Consider the following 3,138-nt stretch of genomic DNA (forward strand, 5'->3'; position numbering starts at 1 on the left):
CTGGCTCGGGTCGAGGAACAGCCGGAAGAACTCGTCAGATAGGTCGTAGTGTGCCTGGACGTCCTCGAAATGCGGCCTGAGTTTTTCGGCCATCGCGCAACCGCGCCTTCCTGGATTTTTGGTGCCCACCCGTGCTGGGTATGGCGCTACCCGCCCCCGGTGATCCACCGGTCATGTTAGTCGATCGGCCTGGTCAGGCCGAATCGGAAAACGCCTCGCCGGCCAGTCAGCCTTGCGCGAAAGTTGCCGTGAGCTCGCCGGTTATCTGGTCCCACAGTTCCTCGGGTAGGTCGTGGCCCATGCCGTCGAACAACACCAGGCGAGCGCCCGGGATCGCCTGGGCTACTACGCGGCCGCCGAACGGCCGCTGCAGCTTGTCGGCCTTACCGTGCAGGACCACGGTCGGTGCGGTTATCTGCCGGTCGTAGCGGGCCAAGCTGCCGCTGGCCATGATCGCGCTGAAATGCCGGGCCGTTCCCCACGGGTAATAGCAGCGCTGGTAGGCCTGGATCGCGTCGTCACGCAGCCGCTGTTCGGGCGCCGGGTACCGCGGGCTGCCGATGATCCGCCACACCTTCACCGAATAGTCGGCGATCACCTCGATCGGTGAATTGGGCGACGGGCCTCGCAGCACCGCGAACAGGGCCTGCGGGTGCGGCGGCGGTAGGAACGGCTGGTTGTTGCTGGAGAAGATCACCGCCAGCGAGCGAGTCCGCTGAGCGAACCGGGCCGCGAAGATCTGGGCGATCATGCCGCCCATCGACGCGCCGACGATGTGGGCTTTCTCGATGCCGAGGTGGTCGAGCAGCGCGGCGGCGTCGTCGGCCATGTCCTCGAGCCGGTAGTCAGCCTGGCCGGGAATGCCCAGCCAGAACTTGAGCATGCTCGGGATCGACGCGCCGCCGTTGCCGCGCCGTTCGGTCTTGCTGGACAGGCCGACGTCGCGGTTGTCGTAGCGGATCACCCGCAGCCCCTCCGCGACGAGCTTCTCGCAGAACCCGTCGCGCCACAGCAACAGCTGCGAACCCAGGCCCATGATCAGCAGGACGGCGGGGTCGGTCGGCTCGCCCATGTCCTCGTAGTAGATGTCCAAATCGCCCGAACGTGCTGTGCCGGTGCGGATTTGCATGCGCTAGACCTCTAGTTCGGAGTTGTTGTGCTCGCGAGCGACTTCGACCATGAAGTTAGCGAAGTAGCCGGTGAGTTGCGGGTCGGACATCATCTGCCAATGCGGCGCCAGCAGCTTCATGTAGCGCTCCACGTAGAGGAACTGCTTGCCGATCAGCACCAGCTCGCGCGGCAGCTTGACGTCGTAGGCGTCGGCCAGCGTGGACAGCTGCTTGCCGATGTCGGCGTAGGACAGCTCGCCCAGCGTCGACATGGTCAGCGGGGTGGCGAACTTCTCCAGATCCTTGGCGGCCTCAGCCTCCGGCCGCATGGTGCCGACGGCGCCCATCAGCACGACGATCTTGCCGGCCGCCGCGTGGTCCTTCTTCACCAGCAGCGCGTGCACCAGCTCGCGCAACAGCCAGCGGGTGCGCGGATCGATGCGGCCCATGATGCCGAAATCGAAGAACACGATGCGGCCCTGATCGTCGACGTACAGGTTGCCGGCGTGCAGGTCGCCGTGGAACAGGCCGTGCCGCAGGCCGCCCTCGAAAAGGCTGAACAGCAGCGCCTTGACCAGCTCCGTGCCGTCGAATCCGGCCTTGCGGATGGCGGCGACATCGTCGATGCGGATGCCCTGCACCCGCTCCATCGTCAGCACCTTCTCGGTGGTGTAGTCCCAATACACCTGCGGCACCCGGATGTTCTTGCCCAACGGCGACGCGTGCAGGTGCGAGACCCAGGCGTCCATCGACTGCGCCTCGAGGCGGAAGTTCAGCTCCTCAGCCAGGTTGTCGCTGAAGTCGGCGACCACGTCTTGGGCGGACAGCCGGCGGCCCAGCTTGGCCAGCTCGACCGCTTGGGCGAAGCGCTTGAGAATCTGCAGATCGGCGGCCACCCGGCGGCGGATGCCCGGTCGCTGGATCTTGACCACGACCTCCTCGCCGCTGTGCAGGGTGGCGTAGTGCACCTGGGCGATCGACGCCGACGCGAACGGCTCCTCGTCGAAGCTGGCGAACAACTCCGACGGATCGCGGCCGAGTTCCTCGGCGAACAGCTTGTGCACCTGGCCGGTGTCGGCCGGCGGCACCCGGTCGAGCAGGCCGCGGAATTCCCGGGACAGCTGTTCGCCGAAGGCGCCCGGGCTGGACGCGATGATCTGCCCGAATTTGACGTAGGTGGGGCCCAGGTCGGCGAAGGTCTGCGGAAGTTGCTTGATGACCTTTTGCTGCGTCGGACCCTTGGTCGGCAGCTTGGTGAGGATGCGGGCGGCAGTGCGGGTGAGCTGCCAACCCGTCGCGCCGAAGCGGGCCGCCTCGACCGGTAACGGAACCCGGTCGAGCTTGGCTACCTCGCGGTGGTTGTTGGAACTCATAGCTGCAGTGTCTCAAATCGGCGTTGGCAAGTCCCAATTCGTGTGAGCCCGCTCACCCGATGGGTGCTCTGGCAAAGTTCTCGGTGAGGGTCTCGACCAGTGGGCGCCACACCGGTTCGGGGAGGTCATGGCCCATACCGTCGATGACCACGAACCGGGCGCCGGGGATGGCGGCGGCGACCCCGCGGCCGTTGCGTGGCCGCACCATCGGGTCGCGTGACCCGTGCACCACCACCGTCGGCGCGGTGATCGCCTTGCTGTAGGCCAGCAGGCTGCCAGTGCCCAGTACGGCGTCGAACTGACGCAGCATGCCGGGCGGATAGTTGGACCGCTCAGCGAGCCGCTGGACGCGTTTGCGAAGCTCCGCCTCGGGCGGCAGGAAATTGGGGCCGTTGAACACCGCGATGTTGCGGACCTCGAAGGCCAGCTTCTCCTCGTCGGACGCATCGTCGCCAGGTGGGTTGAACGCCAGCCGGATCACCCGCCAGGCCGGCAGCCGGGAGAACGGCTTGCCCGTGGTGGACATGATGATGGCCAGCGACGCGACCCGCTCGGGCTCGGTGGCGGCCAGGATCTGCGCGATCATCCCGCCCATCGAGGCGCCGACGACGTGCGCCCGGCCGATGGCGAGGTGATCGAGCAGCGTGACCACGTCA

At 66.8% G+C, this 3,138-nt stretch carries 4 protein-coding genes; all 4 read right to left on the bottom strand.

The window, feature by feature from the left end; genetic code table 11:
* A partial coding sequence (locus tag VN856_RS17900) for a class I SAM-dependent methyltransferase (protein WP_325691421.1) occupies window positions 1–93 on the bottom strand: 93 nt, incomplete at its 3' end.
* A 133-nt stretch (window positions 94–226) separates the two neighbouring features.
* Window positions 227–1,129, bottom strand: coding sequence for an alpha/beta hydrolase (locus tag VN856_RS17905; RefSeq protein WP_325691415.1), 903 nt, complete (start codon window positions 1,127–1,129; stop codon window positions 227–229).
* A 3-nt stretch (window positions 1,130–1,132) separates the two neighbouring features.
* Entirely contained in the window at window positions 1,133–2,482 is a 1,350-nt protein-coding gene (locus VN856_RS17910) for an AarF/ABC1/UbiB kinase family protein (protein WP_325691417.1), read from the bottom strand.
* 52 nt (window positions 2,483–2,534) lie between these two features.
* On the bottom strand, window positions 2,535–3,138 hold a 604-nt coding region (locus VN856_RS17915), incomplete at its 5' end, for an alpha/beta fold hydrolase (protein WP_325691419.1).

The sequence above is a fragment of the Mycobacterium sp. genome (assembly GCF_035603715.1).
Lineage (GTDB): Bacteria > Actinomycetota > Actinomycetes > Mycobacteriales > Mycobacteriaceae > Mycobacterium.